The organism is Chryseobacterium ginsenosidimutans (assembly GCF_039536845.1).
Taxonomy (GTDB): domain Bacteria; phylum Bacteroidota; class Bacteroidia; order Flavobacteriales; family Weeksellaceae; genus Chryseobacterium; species Chryseobacterium ginsenosidimutans_B.
The window spans coordinates 795,953-813,743 of the sequence record NZ_BAAAZJ010000010.1 but is presented as its reverse complement, the minus strand read 5'-3'; the positions used below and the strand labels follow the sequence as shown (position 1 = coordinate 813,743).

Below are 17,791 nucleotides of genomic sequence, written 5' to 3'. Positions count from 1 at the left end.
AACTAATTAAAAATGGTATTTCTAAAATAAATGTAATTGCATTAGTGATAATGTAATTTAGATTGAATTGAAATTCAATCAAAAAAAATAGTATTTTTGTGTAAAATAATATAAAATGTTAAATAGGAGGACAAGAAGTTTATTTTTGGCTTTATTTTTAGTTTTTGCAGGGTGCTTTGTTTTTGCTCAGGACAGGCAGAGTAAAGGCGTTGTCAAAAAACCTACCGCTGCAAGCATGAAGGCGGGAGTTTTTATTGATGTAAATGCTGCTGGCTATCCGGAAACAAACTATAGCATAACGCAATTGGTAAAAGACGTACTCATCAGTGGTGGATCTACATGTTCTGCTGCTAATGTAAGTAACGTCGTTGTTTCTCCTAATTTAGCGGTTACCGACCAAAACAGAAGTTGGGGATATTTTAATAAAGCAACGACCAATTTTCCTTTCGCTAAAGGGATTGTTCTTACAACCGGATATGCGAGAAAAACAGGAAACACTTTTCAGGGAACTTTGAGTGATGCTCTTCCTACCAGTGGAGATGCTGATTTGGCAACCGCTTTAAGTGTGAGTAATGCAAATTTAAGAGATGCAACTTATATAGAATTTGATTTTGTGCCTGCTTCTACAAAGGTTTCTTTCAGATATTTATTTGCCTCTAAAGAATATCAAAGTAACTTTACCTGTAGTATTTCTGACGGTTTTGCATTATTATTAAAAAAAGTCGGAGATCCTACTTATACCAATCTTGCAGTTCTTCCGGGAGCAGGAGGACCTGTAAGTGTTACGAATATCATCCCTGCAAGCTTACCTTGCGGCCCAAAGAACGTTCAATATTTTGCAGGAATAAACAATCCTCAGATTGAAACTAACTTTGATGGACGTACAACTCCTTTAACAGCAACAGCAACAGTAATTCCAGGACAGACTTATCATTTCAAAATGGTTTTGGCAGATTATCAGGATTCAAATTTTGATTCTGCTGTTTTCCTTGAAGCCGGATCTTTTGATATTGGTGTTCAACTTTTAGATCCTGCTGGAGTAGCACTTCCTTCATCTATTAATGTATGTGATAATGTGCCTCAGACGTTTACGGCTTCAGTTCAGGGTGTTGGTGCGACTTATCAATGGTTGCTAGGAACTACGCCAATTCCTGGAGCTATTAATGCTTCTTACACAGCTACTCAACCGGGTACTTATACTGTTCAGGTATTTTTACCGGGAAATACATGTCCGGGAACAGCTTCTATAACCATCGTGGGTGGAACTTCACCTACGGTGCAGAATGCAACACTTACTTCCTGCTATACACCGGGAAATGCTACCTTCAATTTAACATCAGCTCAAGCGGCAATTAGTTCAACTCCTGGAGTAACATTTACCTATTATGTTAATCAGGCAGACGCTTTGGCTGGAAACGGAAATACCATTGCAACTCCTACTGCCTTTTCAAGTGCAGGGCAAACTGTGTATGTGTTGGTTAAAAACGGATTTTGTTCAAAAGTTGCCGAATTACAATTGATAAAAGCTCCTCAGATAACGGCTAATATTGCACCTCCGGGTATTTTAACCTGTACGAATTCACAAATAACATTGAACGCCTCGACTTCTGTTTTCCCTGCGGGAGCTACATTCAGCTGGACAACTACAGGTGGAAACATTGTTTCAGGAGCAAATACATTAAATCCGGTTATAAATCTAGCGGGAGTTTATACCTTAACAATTTCAAATATTTATCAGCCTGGAAATTTAACATGTACAGGTACAGCAAGTGTAACAGTTACAGGAGACAGTGCACCGCCAACTACCGGTTTAACAGCTTCAAAAATATTGATCTGTTCCGGGGAATCAGTGACTTTAACGGCTTCTGGAGGTGTAACCTATAATTGGACTGGTTTACCGGGAACGGGAAATACTCAAACAGTTTCACCAACTGCTACAACTACTTATACAGTAACAGCAGTAGGAGCAAACGGCTGTGTTTCTGCAAATCCTGCTACAATTACTATCCAGGTGTCTCAGCCAATAACTGTACAGAATGCTACTTTGTTTAAATGTTATCAGGCAGGAGGTATTAATTATAATTTAACAGAAGCAGAACCTCAGATTACTTCTGCAGGAGGTGTTACTTTTGCTTATTATGTTAATCTTGCTGATGCGAATGCGGGAAATACAAATACAATTGCCACTCCGGCATCTTTTAACAGTGCAGGGGGCCAGACAATTTATGTTTTGGTTATAAGTGGAGGATGTAGATATGTTGTAACGTTACAGTTATTATCAACACCACAAACAACTTTAACAATTGATCCACCACAGCAAATTACATGTACAACAGCTCAGATCACATTGAATGCTGCAGCATCAGTGATTCCCGCAGGTTCCACAATTGCATGGACTACTACAGGTGGAAATATTGTTTCAGGAGCAAATACTTTAACTCCTGTTGTAAATGCTGGTGGAGTTTATACTTTAACAGTAAGTAATGTTAATCAACCGGGAAATTTAAACTGTAATTATACATTAAGTGTAACAGTGACTCAAAATACAACGCTTCCTGTAGCAACGGTAACTTCTACTTTTTCGCAGATTTGTCCGGGAGAATCTGTTACTTTAACGGCTTCAGGTGGTGTTACTTATAATTGGGTCGGTCTTACCGGAAACGGAAATACTCAGGTGGTTTCTCCCGCAAATACAACTACATATACCGTTTTTGCTGTAGGAGCTAATGGATGTGTTTCTGCAACTCCTGCTACAATTACCATAGTTGTTGGTCCTCCGGTAGCTATTTTGGCTGCTTCAAAATCTAAAATTTGTGCTGGAGAATCTGTTACATTAACAGCATCAGGCGGTATTACTTATGAATGGGTAGGATTACCAGGAAACGGAAATACTCAGGTGGTTTCTCCTACGGTTACCACTACTTATTCTGTTTTTGCTTTAGGTGGAAACGGGTGTAAAGTAGCTAACCCTACTTCAATTACAATTGAAGTTGTACCTGCAATTGTATCAACATTAAAAGATGTATATGCTTGTGCCGGAGATTTTGGAATTTTAGATGCGGGTTCAGGACCAAATTATACCTATGTATGGAGTACAGGTGCAACAACACAGACAATCTCTGTAAACACACCGGGAGCATATTCTGTGACAATAAGTAACGGAACCTGTTCTAAGGTATTTACTGCTCAATTAATAAACCCTACATTGCCTCAGTTTACGAATGTTACTTATGAAAATCATGTGTTAACATTATCAACAACAAACCCAACAGGCGGAATTTTAGAATATTCTATTGATGGTGGTATTACTTGGCAGAATTCCAATATTTTCTATAATATTCTGGATAATACCAATTACAATATGATGGTGAGAGTGAAAGACGCAAAATGTAATACAACATTATCCTTTTTTACGTTTGTAGTGATTAATGCAATCACTCCGAATTCTGACGGGAAAAATGATACGATAGATTTTACAGGAATTAGCAAATACAATAATTTCGCTGCTTCAATCTTTGACAGATATGGTCAGGAAATGTTTAAAGCTACTAAAAACGATACGGTTTGGAACGGGATGCTACGAGGCAGTCTCGCTATTCCAACTGCTACTTATTGGTATCGTGTACAATGGGAAAATCCGGCAAGTAAGAAACTTGAGCTTCGAAGCGGATGGATTTTGTTAAAAAACAGAAATTAAAAGATAATTAAATTAAAACCTCTCAAGTTGAGAGGTTTTTTTGCTTTTTATACATAAAAATGCCAAATTTATGTGTGGTATTAGCAAAAAAAAATTAAATTTGTTGAAACAAAATTATTATGAAGAGATATCTACTATTGTTTTCCTTATTTGTAGCCTCGTCGTCGAGTCTCTTTTATTCACAGAATACTGCTCCAAGAAAACTTCAAAAAGAAAAGGCGTCAGCTTTGACAATGAAGTCAGGAGCATTTATTGATGTTAATGCTGCAACGTATCCTGCATCAGCCTATGATCCTTTACAATTGGTGAAGGATGTTTTAATATCATCAGGTACCAATTCATGTGTGACACCAAACGTATCGAATGTTCAGGTAAGCCCGAATCTGCCGGCAACCAGTGCTAACAGATCTTGGGGATATTTTCATAGAGGAACTACTGCTTTTCCTTTTAAAGACGGGATTGTTCTGGCAACGGGGTATGTAAACAAGGCTGGAAACAGTTATATCAGTACAACTCTTGGAGATGCCTTACAGTCAGGAAGTGATCCTGATCTTGTAGCAGCAACAAACCCTTCAGGAAACCTTAATGATGCTGTTATTTTGGAATTTGACTTTGTACCGACTTCAAGTCAGGTAAAATTTAATTATTTATTTGCTTCTGAAGAATATACAGGTTCATTCCCTTGTAGCTTTTCAGATGCTTTTGCTTTATTGTTAAAGCCAACTGCAGGAGGACCTTATGTAAATATGGCTATATTACCAACTCCGGGAACAGGACCTGTAAGTGTTACCAATATTCACCCTGCGACAATGTTTGGTGGCGGAACTTTATCTTGTGGTGCTGCTAATCCAACATTTTTTGGTGGTTATAATACAGCGGCTATCGAAACAAATTTTAACGGAAGAACGATACCTCTTACAGCTACGGCTACAGTAACTCCGGGGCAATCTTACCACTTCAAAATGGTTTTAGGTGACGCTTTAGATACAAGTTATGATTCTGCAGTATTCTTAGAAGGTGGATCTTTCAACATCGGTGTTGAATTATTAGATCCTTCAGGAGGTACTTTACCGGAAGAAATTAATGTTTGTGATAATGTACCTCAGGTAATTACAGCTTCTGTAAGTGATCCTATCATGACTTATCAGTGGTTCTTCAATGGAGTTGCTATTCCGGGTGCTACAACACCTACCATTACGGCGACTCAACCGGGTAATTATGAAATTCAGGTATCTTTCCCAGGAAATCCTTGTCCGGGGAAAGCAAATATAAAAATTAACGGAGGAACAACGCCTTCAGCAGTCGATGCTTCATTGCTGCTTTGTACAACTCCGGATGTCACGTGGTTTGACTTGAGTACTGCAATGCCTTCAATTAGTACAACACCGGGTGCGGTTTTCCATTTTTATGTAAATCAGGCAGATGCACTTGCTCAGAATAATAATTATATCCAGGATATTTTACATTATAACGGTACCGACGGACAGATTCTTTATGTTGTAGTTTCAAACGGAGGTTTCTGTAGTAAAACAGTCAAATTAACATTATCAAAAGAAGCTACCCCTACAGTAAATGTTGTTGCATCAAAAATAAAAATATGTCCCGGAGATACTGTTAATTTTACAGCTACAGGAGGCGTAACTTATGAGTGGGCGAATTTCCCTGGTAGCGGAAACACTCAGTCTGCTACTATATACAATACAACTACGTTTTCAGTATATGCTATAGGAGCAAAAGGATGTAAATCTTTACAGCCTGCTAAAATTACAGTTGAGGTAGTTCCTGAGCTAACATCTCCGTTAGCAGACGTAGAAATGTGTCAGGGAGACAGAGTTACTCTTGATGCAGGAGCAGGACCGAATTATACATACTTATGGAGTACTGGTGCAGTAACACAGACCATCAATGTAGATCAGTGGGGAATCTATACAGTTGTAGTTAAAAACGGATTTTGTGAAAGAACTTTCACATCTCATGTAATCGCTGCGGCTTCTCCATTTGTTTCTAATATTGATTACAGTAACAATACATTGACGATCACCGCTGAAGTTCCGATGATTAATAATATTCCTCAAACGGCAGAGTTCTCTATCGACGGGGGAATTTCTTGGCAGCAATCAAATGTATTTACAGGTCTTCAAAATAATACAACCTACCAAATTCAGGTAAGAACAGTGGGAACTCATTGCGTTGGAGCATTAGAATTCTTTACATTACATATCTCGAATATTATTACTCCAAACCAAGATGGTATCAATGATACTTTAGATCTTACGGCTCTTGGAAACTTTAATAATTTTACAGGATCTATTTATGACAGATATGGTTCTGAAATGTTCAGATTCACGAAACAGAATCCTATTTGGGATGGTACTGTAGGAGGTAAAAAATTACCAACTGCAACTTACTGGTACAAGTTTAACTTCCTGTATCCGAAATCAAAAACAAATATGAGCCAATCTGGTTGGATCATGCTTAAAAACAGAGAATAATATATAATAGATAATGCAAAAAAGCCTTTCAAATTTACTTGAAAGGCTTTTTTATTTTTAGTTTAATAATAAAATTAGTACTTAAATTTTCACTGATTTAAATAGTCTACTTAATGAAAATTATTGATTCTCTCTCCAGAATTGTGTAAACGAAATGAAATCCGCAACACTCAATTCCTCTGCTCTTTTATCCATAAAATCATGATCTTTCAAAGCTTCCGGAATATTTAAAATTTTCAAAGCGTTTGAAAGTTTTTTTCTTCTTTGGTTAAAACCTGCTTTCACGATTTGTTTAAACAAAACCTCATTTCCTGCCAATCCTTCTTTTGGATTTCTGGTAAGCCTGATAACTCCGGATTTTACTTTTGGAGGCGGATTAAATACATTTTCATGCACTGTGAACATATATGAGGTATCATAATAAGCCTGAATCAGCACGGAAAGGATTCCATAGCTTTTTGTTCTCGGAACGGCAGCAGTCCTCTCTGCAACCTCTTTTTGAAACATTCCCACCATTTCAGGAATCAGCTCATAATGATCCACAATTTGAAATAAAATCTGTGAAGAAATATTATAAGGAAAATTTCCTATGATGGCAATCTGTTCTCCATTTGTAAAGTTGAAATCCTGTTTCAAAAAATCACCGACAAAAGTCTCTTCCGTTACTTTAGAATAATTATTTTTAAGGTATTCAATTGATTCTTTATCAATCTCTGCAAGATAAATGTTCTGGTCTGTTTCCAGAAGGTATTTGGTAAGAACGCCCATTCCGGGACCCACTTCCATAACTTTGTTATAACCCTCAAAACTAAGACCCTCAACGATTTTTTTTGCGATGTTTTCATCCGTCAAAAAGTGTTGACCAAGATGCTTTTTTGCTTTTACACTCAATGTTTTTTATGATTTAATTAACAGTGATTTTCTCTTTTTCGTTCCCAAATTTCGGAAGATTTTTTCTATTTTAGCCAAAAATTTTAATATTAATGGCTAAATCTGTAGATGAGTTTAATAAGAAAAGGCTTAGGTCTAGCAATATTACAGTAGTAATAAGTATTGCCTTAGTGTTATTTTTGTTAGGATTAATGGGGCTTATTTTAATTAATGCTCAAAAATATTCTGACTATATCAAAGAACAGCTTGTAGTAAATGCTTATTTTGATGAAAACTACGAAGCTAAAGATTCTGTAAAAATTGCAAAGATGGAAGCTGAGGTTTATAAAGAAATTCAGACATTAGCTCCTGTAAAAAAAGCGACTTACATTACCCGAGAAATGGCTTCACAAGAGGCTAAAAAAAGTATGGGAATCGATACTGATGCGCTTTTCGAAGAAAATATTTTCCCTTCATCTATAGAAATTGCCCTAAAACCGGAATATGTAGATCCAGCAAAAATTGGTGAAGCAATAAAGGTGATCAAAGCTGTTCCGGGAATTATTGATGTGAAGAACGACAGCACTTTAATGGTGGATGTTTACAATAACCTTAGTCGAATTCTTAAATGGATTTTAGGCTTCTCTATATTATTTTTAATCTTAGCGGTTGTATTAATTAACAATTCGATCCGTCTGAAAATATTCTCTAAGAGATTTATTATCAAAACCATGCAGTTGGTAGGTGCCAAGAGAAGATTTATCTTAAAACCTTTCATTATTGAAGCTGTTATTTTGGGAGCTATCGGTTCAGGAATCGGTCTTCTGGCATTATTTGGAGTTTGGTATTACTTCACAAGCCAGATCGGATCTGCATTTGTACAGGACAATAATCAATATTTCTGGTTGGTTTTACTGGTAATTGGAGTAGGTATTTTCATTACGGTTTTAAGTACGGTGATTGCAACATGGAGGTTCCTAAAATCAAACGTTGACGACTTATATTACTCTTAAAAATGAGCAAAAAAACAAATAAATTTTCCGCCGAAAACTTCGGAAAAGAAACAAGTGAAGTTCCACAGGAAAACACTTTTTACTTCGGAAAGCAAAACTTTAAGTGGATGCTTATCGGTTTAGCATTTATCGTGGGTGGTTTCCTTCTGATGATGGGTCACGATGCGAATACAGTAGATGGAAAATTTGATCCGAACTCATGGAACGAAGATATTTTTTCCATCCGTAGAATCAGAATTGCACCGTTGTTTGTCGTAATTGGCTTCGCAATTGAAATTTATGCGATTTTAAAAAGAAAATAATTAATAAATTTTTATTTAGAGATTAAAAGATTCGGAAATTTAGAACGTGTTGTCTAAATCTCTTAATTTCTTAATCTCTAAATTTTTGTAGATATACTATGGATTTAATCAAAGCAATTATTATTGCCATTATCGAAGGATTAACGGAGTATCTTCCGATTTCTTCCACCGCACACATGGGTTTCACAGCAAACCTGATGGGATTACCGGAAGATGAATTTTTAAAAATGTTTCAGGTTTCCATACAGTTTGGAGCTATTCTTTCGGTGGTAGTGGCATACTGGAAAAAATTCTTTGATTTAAAAAATTTACAGTTTTATTTTAAACTGGGTTTTGCGGTGATTCCTGCTTTAGTCTTAGGATATTTACTGGATGATAAAATAGAAGCAGTCTTAGGTAATCAGATTGCAATTTCATCGGTTTTAGTGATTGGCGGAGTCGTTTTGTTGTTTGCTGATAAATGGTTTAAAAATCCAAAAATCGATGATGAGAAAGGTATTACTATAAAAAATGCGGTAGCAATTGGTTTCTGGCAATGTCTTGCAATGATGCCCGGAACGAGTAGAAGTGCTGCTTCCATCATCGGTGGAATGGCGCAAGGCTTAACAAGAAAAGCTGCTGCTGAATTTTCTTTCTTTTTGGCGGTTCCTACGATGTTGGCGGTGACAGTTTATTCTGTTTTCGTAAAAACTTGGGGAAAAGAAACGGCAACTCCGCAGAAAGGATATGAAATGATCATGTCTTCACAAGATCATATTACCATTTTCATTGTTGGAAATATTGTGGCATTTATCGTTGCATTAATCGCAATTAAAGCATTTATCGGAGTTTTAAATAAATATGGCTTTAAACCTTGGGGTTGGTATCGTATTTTTGTAGGATTAGCTTTGTTGATTTATTTCTATTTCTTTAAATAATAATCAAAGATTTTAAAATTACTCACCATTCGTAATAAAATGACAGCTGAAGAATTACAATCAGGACACGTATTTTTATTAGACAAACCCTTGGATTGGACCTCTTTTCAGGCAGTCAATAAAATGAAGTATAAACTCAAAAGAGAGTTTAATTTACCCAAAAAATTTAAAATCGGTCACGCCGGAACGCTTGATCCGAGAGCAACCGGACTTTTAATCGTCTGTTGCGGAAAATTTACCAAGAAAATCCCTGAAATTCAGGATGCTCCAAAAGAATACTGGACAGAAATAAAAATCGGTGTACAGACAGAATCTTACGACACAGAAAAACCGGAAATCCTTCATCAGGACATTTCAAATGTTACAGAAGAACAGATTAAAAATGCTTTAGAAAAATTCATTGGTGAAATAGATCAGACTCCACCGGTATTTTCTGCTATTAAAATTGATGGAAAAAGAGCGTATGATTTGGCGAGAGCCGGAGAGGAGGTTGAAATGAAATCGCGAAAAACGACTATTCTTTATATTGAAAATGTAAAAATTGATCTTCCTTTAATAAGTTTCACAGTGGGTTGTTCGAAAGGAACTTACATTCGAAGTCTGGCTCACGATATTGGACAGGAATTGGGAGTAGGAGCATATTTAACACAATTAAGAAGAACAAAAATAGGTGATTATAAAATTGAAGATGCAACATCTGATTTTTTGGAAAACGATTTTAAATTTGTAACTGAAGAATGAAAAAAATATTATTAATTCTGAGTCTGTTTCTTTGTTTTAAAGTATTTTCACAGGAAAAAGAGACAAAAAAACAGAAAATGGATTTCTATTTTAATCCATCTTTAAATGTGGGATTGAATTTGTCTAAAGAGAAGGAAATTCCTAATAATACGCAATATATCCAGCCAAAAGCACCTAATAAAATCACTTACGGAATCACTGCAATCGGAGGTTATAATTTTCTTCCTAACTTTGCACTTGGAACCGGTCTGAAATATAGCTTTATCGAAGACAATTATCATCTGGTGTATTGGGTAATCCAGCCGAAATTTATTTTTGCTCCGGGAGATCAGCCTTTTTACATTGATGTTAATTATGGAAAGCAGATCAATAATTCTGTAGTATCGGATTCTGAATTTTGGGGAGCGAGATTGGGAATTCAGGTTTCTTATTCGAAAAGACTAAGCCAGGAAGGCGGAATATTTTTCGAAGGATATAAATTAGGAAATTCTAATCCGTTTTTCATTGGATTAAGCTATGGAATTACGATTTTCAGTAATAAAAATTATACAGGTTACGGAGAAGATTAATGGAAAAAACACGTATCAATAAATATTTATCAGAAGTTGGATACTGCTCAAGGAGAGCGGCGGATAAGCTTTTGGAAGAAGGTAGAATAAAAATAAACGGAGAAATCCCTGAAATGGGAACAAAGGTTTCCGATGAAGATGTAATCGAAGTTGACGGCAAACCAATTCGTGAGCAGGAAGAAGATCATGTATATATTGCCTTCAACAAGCCTGTCGGAATTGTTTGTACGACCGATACAAAAAGAGAGAAAAATAACATCATCGATTATATTAACCATCCGAAAAGGATTTTCCCAATCGGAAGACTTGATAAACCGAGTGAAGGATTGATCCTTTTAACCAGTGACGGTGATATTGTAAATAAGATTCTAAGATCAAGAAATAATCACGGAAAAGAATATATCGTAAGAGTTGATAAGCCTATCAATCCGAGATTTATTGAAAAAATGCGAAACGGAGTTCCGATTTTAGATACTGTCACCAAAAAATGTGAAGTAGAAAAAATCGATGATATGAATTTCAGGATCGTTCTTACACAAGGTTTAAACCGACAAATCCGTAGAATGTGTGAATATCTTGGTTACGAAGTTAAAAAACTGAAAAGAATTCGTGTATTGAATATCAAACTTGATCTTCCGATCGGAAAATGGAGAGATTTGACGGAAGAAGAGCTTCTAAATTTGAATAAACTTTTAGAAGGATCCAGTAAGACTTTTAATTAATAAAGTATAGATGCTTCGAGAGCCTCGGCATGACATTTCTAATACTAACCGTTTATTATGTAACAGTTTATTTGTAGCGATGTCATGCTGAGGTTCTCGAAGCATTCTCATAATTCATAACTTATCATTACTTCAAGTAAAGCCTCATCCTCGTTTCATATTCTGGCTTCACTTTCAATAATTTCCAGATTTTCCGTTCATCTTTTTCGCTTATTCTGTAAAAGATAATTTTATCCGCAGAATATTTGAAATAAGGGTGGTTTTTCAGCCAGTCTTCCGGAGCATCGACTAATGTATATTTCGGAACAGTTGATGTATTTAATTGTGCAGTAGAAAGTAGTTTTTTCATTAACTCGACATCAATATTGTAGGTTGTCAGGATCTGTTCTTTATTCACGAATCCTCCTAATTTTTTTCTAAAACCAATCACCGAACCTGCTGCTCTTTCATCCAGACCAAATTCTAAAAGCTGTTTAAAGGTAATCACATTAAGGTCTACTTTTGAAAAATCTGTTTTCTCCTGCTGTTTTATTTCAATTTTATGGATGTCATTATTTTGAGCAATAGTTAACGGATTCATTTTTATAAAAGGTCTCATTTCCTCAAACTTTTCAGCTGAAATAACAAAGCATTTTTGAATATCTTCTAAGCTTTTAAAACTGCCCTTTAAATTTCGGTCACGAAAATTGACGATTGTCTGCGCTTGTTTATCGGAAAAACCAAAAGATTTCCAGCCTTCAAAATCTAATGCATTCGGATCAAATTGATGATATTGGATTTTAGTTTTTTCAGACTTAAAATTTTTTGCATAACTATTGAAGTTTGCAGGTGTTTTTTCCGGTAAAATCAGATAAGGATTAATCTTTTGAAAATTTTCTTCACTAATGATGAAACATTCTTTAAACTTTTCCTTACTTATAAAACTGCCACCCAAATAACTTTTATATTTTAAAATCGCTGCAGCCTGCTTTTCGCTAAATCCAATTTTTATCCAGTCATTTTGAGAATACTGATCTGGATTAAATCTTCCGGAAATAGTAATGGCTCTTTTCTCAGAGCTTTTAAAACCAGTAGATTTAGCTTCTTTATTTGTCTCCGGTAATAAAATATAAGGATTTAACATGCTGAACTTTTCTTCCGAAACAGCAAAACATTTTTTGAACTGTTCTTTGGAAGAAAACCTGCCACCGACGATCTTTTTATAATTGAGAATTGTTCCAATTTGTTTTTCAGTAAAACCTAGATTTTCCCATTGTTTTTCATCCAGATCATTCGGATCAAACTCCGTCAGATGTAAAGGGACGGAAGGAGTAGCTATAAATTTTACATCAGTAAAATCTTCTTTTTCCTTACTGGTATATTTTTGAAATGTAAAAAGGATAATCAGCATCATTCCCATGAATGCTAATTTCTGGTAATAAATTTTTTTCATCACTGCAAACTTAATAATTTTATTAAGCATTAGCAATGAGTAAGTTGCAATTGCATTATTTTAGAATACAAATTCTAATTTTCGATTAAAAAAATAAAGGAATAAAAATAAATTGGTTAAAAATTTTAAGTATTGGGAAGTGTCTATTAGCTGAAATTTTATTGAAATACTGTTCTAAATTTCCCGAAAATTTTCTGCAGCGTGCAGGAAGTTTTCGGAGCTTTCCGAAACTTCGTTGCGAGGGTGCAGGAAGGTTTCCCGCCTTCGGGAAAGGTTGTCGCAGGGGTGCAACAGACTTTCCCGGTTACAGGAAAAGTCATTACTAGGGTGCAGCGACCTTTCCTGTAGGGTAGTTTGCTGGTTTTAGCCCTTAGACTGGTTTTTCCAGAATTCTACCTGCTCTTTTAATTCTTTAATACGTTCTTCGTATTGTTCGATGAGTTTTTCGGAAGCATTATAATTTATAGTTTGATTTTGAATAACACCACTTCCGTTATCATTTGTAGATTCATTATTGTTATTTACTTGAACATATCCTTCTTCTGGTTTTAAAAGATCATCCATATTTACTTCTAAGGATGTGCAGATATTTTCAATATGATTAATCCATGAATTGGTTTCTCCGTTTTCTATTCTTTGATATGTTGAACGCGAAACATGTAGCTTTTCTGCGAGTTCTTCCTGAGAAAACCCTTTTTCTTCCCTGTACTTTCTGATTCTTTTTCCAATAGTTGCATTCATAGCTGTATCAATTTGAACAGAACAAATATAATTTTTTTCTAAAAATAAATGTGCATCAAAAATAGGGCATTGTCATTATTTTTATTTTTCACATCTTTGAGAACGAAAAATCAACAAAAAAAATTTTATATTCTTTCCAACCCAAAGACAAAATGATGCATCTATAGTATTAAAGATTATATTTAACCCATAAAACAACAAATGATTATGACGAGAAAAACTATTCTCAGGCTATCCTTACTGATAGTCTTTCTGACCTTTCTGTGGTCGTGCCAACAAGAGCTTTTGCAGACCGAACAGGACTACTCGCTAAAATCTAAGCAATATACCATCCAGCAATTATTACGTTCTCAGCTGGAGAAAAAAGATCCGCAATTGGTAAGTAAAGTAGATCGGTTACAGGGAAAGAAAGCTTCCGGAAATGCCAGAATCTATACCGATGCAGAAAACGGATTTTCTGTAGATACAGAAAAGGCAATCTATGTGGAAGATACCAACGGAAACAAAACGTATACCTTTAAAATTGAGAGGAATGGTACGGGCTCAGGTTTTCTGGAAAATCTTATCCTGAAACAGATCGCAGCTTCGGAGTATTCTGCCTATATCGTAAAATACGATCAGACGGCGGTGGAAAATCTGGGGAGCATTGCCCAAAACGATCTTAAAAACCACATTACCTTTACCTCATTAGGTACGAAAACAGGAGCAGAGGTTTTCGGGAAATATAATGCTGACCCATGCCAGGTAATGATGCCGGTTTCGTCTAATTGGGTGCTTGTGGGTGGTACCATGTGTTATACGGGAGATCATGATTATGCGCACATCGGAGATTGTAATTATGCAACTAACAATGGATATCCTCCCACACCGGGATATTATACCTATGAAATTTCTTATGGAGCTGTTGATATTTGTGGTGGCGGAGGTGGTTTTACACCAGGGAATAGTAGTGGTGGAGGAACCACACCTATTGGCGGTGGTGGCAGTGGCGGAGGAACTGGTACATATATAGATCCTTGTACAAAATTGAAAAATGTTTTAAGCAAAAAATTTGTAGATCCACCAAATACTACAGTAAATGATGCACTTGGTGTTTTGGAGAATCATTTACCTGTTAATAATCCACAAAATGATGGAACTCAGGAGCTTTTATTATTTGCAAATACAATTGCCAATAGCAATGATGTGGAATTTTCTTCAATGCAGACAAGTGGAACTCATGGTGAGGTTGACGGAAATGTAAACCCTGCATTAAAATATATATTTTTAGGACATGATCATCCTGGTGAGAATGATTTATCTATTTTTTCACTTTCAGATTTATATACAATTAAAAATCTTATCAACAAAGGGGTTGTTGATTCTACCACAGTTTTCTATGTAACAACACATCTTGGTACAAAATATGCTTTTACGATTTCCAATATAGAGAGCTTTAAGACCTGGGCAAACCAGTTTTTTATGGGATGGGAAGGTCAACTTGATCCTGGAGTGGGAAATCCAATGATTATTGCTCGAGAGAATGATTATGAAAATGATGTGAAAAAAGGTAATACAAATGTAGATAATGAGAAAGGATTTTTGAAATTCATTGAAAGAAAATTACTTTCTCTGCAAATGTTTACATTAGAAAATAACCAGTGGAAAAAAATGACTTATAGCTCATTGAACGATCAAATAATTAAGATAAACTGTAATTAATAATAAAAATGAAAAAAATAATATATTTTTTAATAGCATTTATAGCAATAAATACCAATGCTCAAATGATTGTAACTATGACACATAATAATTCAAGAGATGCGCAAGATGGTAACTATATCAAAGATACCGAAGGTTATCTTGATAAATTTTTAGGAACCTGGAAATATACCAACAGCACAGAAGAATTTATAATAAAGATTGTTAAAGGAGAACAAATAGCTGGTGATGGGTATTATATAGATAGGTTATTTGGAGGATATAAATATATGAAAGATGGCATTGTAAAAGTTAATAATCTTAATTTTCAATATACGGATTACAGCAGTCCACAAAATTTTGCTGATTTTTCAGGGAGTGGTTTATCTACAAACTATATGATAATTGGTTTACCTGGTTATGATAGGGTTGGCTATAGAAGGGTTAGAATTACTTTAGAGGTAATTCCTAATACTAATCCTATACAGATGAAATGGAAGATGGAAAATAGAGAAAATATTGTTATCAATAATGAGGGGTTTAAACAGGGGACAGGACCCGGACTTCCTAATAATATAATCTTAATTAAACAATAAAAAGACAGCCTCTAAAAAGAGGCTATTTTATACTTACAAATCATGAAAAAAATATTTTTATTAATAATATTTTCAATTTTATTTTCTCAGAATGTAAAATCACAAATAATTACAGCTCCAGAACCTTATACAGAGTATGATCTTGCACAAGGTATAGACTATCATGTTGAGGATTTACGCTATTATAAAGATATTAATGGTTCATTAAATCCTTTTATCGGTGTTTGGAAAAATACTGCAGGAAATAAGACCTTTAAATTAACTCTTTGGAAAAAGGAAATGGTTTCATATTTAAGGAAATTTTATATGGACGAAATTCATGGAGATTATATAGTGATAGAAAATGAAGGACAACCAAATGAGACTATACTTTTCAATTCAAGATTTCCTTCAACTACATATTCTAATCCTTCTTCACCGATGATTATGCTTATGGGAAATTATCCCAAGTTAAATGGGGTTATATTTGATAACTCTCGTTTTCATATTGATCCTACTACTTGGAAAGGACTCTTAATACAGATTACAATATTGCCGGGTAATACTATGCAATTGAAAACAGCGGAAAGAAAAGGGCTGAGAGGTACAGATTCTTATGTAAATCCATATATTCCTAAAGATATAATTCTTACTAAACAATAATAAAACTAGCCTCTGAAAAGAGGTTATTTTGTTTAATATATAAATACAATTATGAAAAAGTTATTATTTATTTTAGTTTTTATTACGTCTTTTCTTAAATCACAAGTTATAAAAGACACTGTTTTAGGAAAGCCTAAATCTGTAAAAGAATATGCCGTTTTTCTCAATAATTCTGGTCCGTTTACATTTATGAGCGGAGATAACGAATACGGTCATGCGGTAAGGATGATACCTAAAAATCTAAGATCAAGGATGTCGGGAGTATGGTTTGAGACCAATTTTTGCCGATATATCAACAACGAAACATTTTATGATAAAAACCGAAACATTACTAAAGAAACATGGTATTACAGATCTGGAGCAATTGTTGGTGATTATAATTATACTTATGATAATTTGGGAAGACTGGTTAATGAAAAATCTAATAGTAAATACTCTACAGCTAATAAAAAGTATATTTATAAAAGTTCAAGTAAAAAATTAAAATTCATAGAAAACCGTTCAAAATGGGAAAATGAACCAGATAAAATTTATTTTAATAATCGTGAGGATGATGCTCCATTGATGGTAACAAAATTTGATGCTCTATCAAAAACCGACAGTATTTTTGCTATAACCGATTTCGTATGGAAAAAGATCGAAGAAAATTCTTTTCAGAAGGGAAATGATTCAATTTTTCGAAAAAAACTTTATCAGGTTAATTTTTATGACGAAGAGTTCCAAATTAAAGAATCAAAGTTCTTCGATTATCAAAGTGACTATGATAATAAAAAACTTTATCAAAATGGATGCACAAAATACAAATACGATTCATTAGGAAGAATAAAAGAAGAAACAAAAATTAAGGATGACAAATACCATTATCTCATACTAGAAAAAAGCGGAAAATATCGTGAAGAAATAAAAGAGGGAGGCTATGCAACTACATCGAAAACAGTCTATGAGTATTACGATGATGGTAATCTTAAAGCAAGAACATATTTTTTTCAAGGAAATATTTCAAATCAAATTCAGTTTGTATATAAAAATAACCATATAGAAAAGCTTTTTTATTTAGATACTTGGGGAAAAAAAGATAAAAACGATTTAAAACCTACCGAAGTTATATTCAAATATAAATTTGACAAACAGAAAAACTGGACAGAAATCGTAAAAAATGTAGATGGTAAGGATTTGTATAAATGGGTGAGAGAAATTGAATATTATAAATAATCTAAATCGTAGAATTTCTGCGATTTAGATTTCTAACATGATCAACAAGTAATGCATGTAAAAATTTAGAGTATTAGTAGTAAACCAATAAATGTAGATAATCCAGAACCTGATTTTTCTTTACCTTCGGGAGAGTTTACAATAATAATAAAAGCTTGATTTTAT

At 34.5% G+C, this 17,791-nt stretch carries 16 protein-coding genes; 13 read left to right on the top strand and 3 right to left on the bottom strand.

The features are described from left to right. Positions 1-115 precede the first annotated feature (115 nt). Entirely contained in the window at positions 116-3,697 is a 3,582-nt protein-coding gene (locus ABD745_RS15605; protein WP_344831922.1) for a choice-of-anchor L domain-containing protein, read from the top strand. Between the two features lie 119 nt (positions 3,698-3,816). Beyond that, a complete protein-coding gene (locus ABD745_RS15600) occupies positions 3,817-6,189 on the top strand; it encodes a choice-of-anchor L domain-containing protein (RefSeq protein ID WP_344831920.1) in 2,373 nt (790 codons plus the stop codon). A gap of 120 nt (positions 6,190-6,309) precedes the next feature. Here the strand turns inward: ABD745_RS15600 and rsmA are convergent, their stop codons facing one another. Further along, positions 6,310-7,080 carry a 16S rRNA (adenine(1518)-N(6)/adenine(1519)-N(6))-dimethyltransferase RsmA gene (rsmA, locus tag ABD745_RS15595; protein ID WP_344831917.1) on the bottom strand — a complete coding sequence of 257 codons (771 nt, stop codon included), beginning with the start codon at positions 7,078-7,080 and terminating at the stop codon, positions 6,310-6,312. Positions 7,081-7,172: 92 nt separating this feature from the next. Here rsmA and ABD745_RS15590 point away from each other — a divergent pair, with 92 nt between their 5' ends. The 6 genes from ABD745_RS15590 to rluF all read left to right on the top strand — a co-directional run bounded on the left by ABD745_RS15590 (position 7,173) and on the right by rluF (position 11,323). Beyond that, positions 7,173-8,072 (top strand): permease-like cell division protein FtsX, encoded by a 900-nt coding sequence (locus ABD745_RS15590; protein WP_047398070.1) that lies wholly within the window; start codon positions 7,173-7,175, stop codon positions 8,070-8,072. Positions 8,073-8,074: 2 nt separating this feature from the next. Beyond that, complete coding sequence (locus ABD745_RS15585; RefSeq protein WP_047398078.1) at positions 8,075-8,374, top strand: DUF3098 domain-containing protein; 300 nt, start codon at positions 8,075-8,077, stop codon at positions 8,372-8,374. Positions 8,375-8,472: 98 nt separating this feature from the next. Further along, on the top strand, positions 8,473-9,291 hold the full coding sequence (locus tag ABD745_RS15580) for an undecaprenyl-diphosphate phosphatase (protein WP_344831909.1): 819 nt from the start codon (positions 8,473-8,475) through the stop codon (positions 9,289-9,291). Positions 9,292-9,330: 39 nt separating this feature from the next. Next, the gene (gene truB / locus ABD745_RS15575) at positions 9,331-10,032 is read left to right on the top strand and encodes a tRNA pseudouridine(55) synthase TruB (RefSeq protein WP_344831904.1); all 702 of its coding nucleotides are present in this window, start codon (positions 9,331-9,333) and stop codon (positions 10,030-10,032) included. Further along, on the top strand, positions 10,029-10,601 hold the full coding sequence (locus tag ABD745_RS15570; protein WP_344831898.1) for a hypothetical protein: 573 nt from the start codon (positions 10,029-10,031) through the stop codon (positions 10,599-10,601). Before truB ends, ABD745_RS15570 begins: the two co-directional genes overlap by 4 nt. Further along, a complete protein-coding gene (gene rluF / locus ABD745_RS15565) occupies positions 10,601-11,323 on the top strand; it encodes a 23S rRNA pseudouridine(2604) synthase RluF (protein ID WP_344831893.1) in 723 nt (240 codons plus the stop codon). Before ABD745_RS15570 ends, rluF begins: the two co-directional genes overlap by 1 nt. Positions 11,324-11,450: 127 nt before the next feature. On the opposite strand, the gene ABD745_RS15560 is transcribed toward rluF, so the two are convergent. After that, a complete protein-coding gene (locus tag ABD745_RS15560) occupies positions 11,451-12,755 on the bottom strand; it encodes a ComEA family DNA-binding protein (protein ID WP_344831890.1) in 1,305 nt (434 codons plus the stop codon). A gap of 201 nt (positions 12,756-12,956) precedes the next feature. On the opposite strand from ABD745_RS15560, the gene ABD745_RS15555 reads away from it, so the two are divergent. Further along, entirely contained in the window at positions 12,957-13,103 is a 147-nt protein-coding gene (locus ABD745_RS15555) for a hypothetical protein (protein ID WP_344831888.1), read from the top strand. A 15-nt stretch (positions 13,104-13,118) separates the two neighbouring features. On the opposite strand, the gene ABD745_RS15550 is transcribed toward ABD745_RS15555, so the two are convergent. Beyond that, a complete protein-coding gene (locus ABD745_RS15550) occupies positions 13,119-13,496 on the bottom strand; it encodes a helix-turn-helix domain-containing protein (RefSeq protein WP_344831886.1) in 378 nt (125 codons plus the stop codon). 285 nt (positions 13,497-13,781) lie between these two features. Between ABD745_RS15550 and ABD745_RS15545 the strand changes: the two genes are divergently transcribed. The 4 genes from ABD745_RS15545 to ABD745_RS15530 are packed head-to-tail and all read left to right on the top strand — an operon-like array spanning position 13,782 to position 17,626. Beyond that, a complete protein-coding gene (locus tag ABD745_RS15545) occupies positions 13,782-15,197 on the top strand; it encodes a hypothetical protein (protein ID WP_344831883.1) in 1,416 nt (471 codons plus the stop codon). Between the two features lie 8 nt (positions 15,198-15,205). Further along, on the top strand, positions 15,206-15,772 hold the full coding sequence (locus ABD745_RS15540) for a DUF6705 family protein (RefSeq protein WP_344831880.1): 567 nt from the start codon (positions 15,206-15,208) through the stop codon (positions 15,770-15,772). Positions 15,773-15,814: 42 nt separating this feature from the next. After that, a complete protein-coding gene (locus ABD745_RS15535; RefSeq protein ID WP_344831877.1) occupies positions 15,815-16,414 on the top strand; it encodes a DUF6705 family protein in 600 nt (199 codons plus the stop codon). Positions 16,415-16,465: 51 nt separating this feature from the next. Beyond that, positions 16,466-17,626: a hypothetical protein gene (locus ABD745_RS15530; RefSeq protein WP_344831874.1), complete on the top strand. Its 1,161-nt coding sequence runs from the start codon at positions 16,466-16,468 to the stop codon at positions 17,624-17,626. Positions 17,627-17,791 lie beyond the last annotated feature (165 nt).